Raw genomic sequence first — 1,082 nt, 5'->3', positions numbered from 1 at the left:
CCATTTACCCGTAGCGTGACGTTATCGTTCATTACACTGGCACCTTCAGAGGGATCACCGGCACAAATCCGGGATGCGTAATGGCATTACGCCGGATAATGTCCGCGTCACGCGCCGCGTTATCAAACCAGGTCGCCGCCAGCACCAGCGCGGGTAAAACCTCATCCGGCGTGCGCTGAATGATCCGTGCAGACTGTTCAAGGCGCGTGTTGATATCCGCATTCAGATCTGCTTTCACCCGGCGCAGCGCCAGAAACAGCGCATCACTGGTTGTACGGGACAACTCCTTATCAATTGCCGTATTCAGTGTGTCGCGAATGTCAGTCAGTTCTTCCCACGTCGGCAGGTCAACTGTGTTTTTCACCGTCGGTGCATTGTTCAGTGCCGGATGCGTGACGGAAGGCCAGCCAGTGCTCTGCGCAGGTGTTGTTGCCTGCCCCACTGCGGCATTCTGCATCACCGCGGAAGTTGTTGGCGCAGGCAATCGGGTGACGGCATACGCCGCTTCGCTGATTGCGGTCGTACGAAGGGTGCTGGCAACCACGTTACGCTGCTGCGTAGCCGTGGCGGTGGTTTTACTGTCCGTTTTCCAGACGCCGCGCGGTTGCAGATCGCTGCCGAGGCTGACACCGGAAAGCGTTTTGATCATGGTAACCAGGTCGCTGGCGTTACCATAAAGGCGTTTCCCGGTACGCCACATTTTCTGCACCTGCTCAACGAGATTTTTGCCTGACGATGGTGGCGGCAGAAGTACCGAGATATCCCCCTGCAACAGCCTGGCAGCATCCGATACGGCAGAATCCACCACTTTCATCGCATCAGAAACATACCCAAGCATTGTGCTGACATTACCGACGACGTCGTTCTGCACGAAATCCGCCACGCCATCGATACTGAAACCTCTGAAGCTGTCACTGATGCAGTCATCCAGTGCAGAACAGGATGACATCAGCGTCTGCGCCGTCGCCGCACCTGAAGTGGGGTAAGAGAGTTCTCCCGCTTCGACAAACTTCAGGTCAAAGCGGACAATACGCCCTTCACACTTCGATGTGCTGACCCGAACTTCTCCGTCAACACAGACT

The 1,082-nt window shown here is 56.2% G+C and carries 1 protein-coding gene; it reads right to left on the bottom strand.

The window, feature by feature from the left end:
• Positions 1-31: 31 nt before the first annotated feature.
• On the bottom strand, positions 32-1,082 hold a 1,051-nt coding region (locus ACWIGM_RS31565), incomplete at its 5' end, for a hypothetical protein (protein ID WP_454029870.1).

The organism is Allobosea sp. NPDC055332, assembly GCF_053645455.1.
The sequence above is the reverse complement of the archived record's forward strand: the minus strand, read 5'-3'. Positions and strand labels throughout refer to the sequence as shown.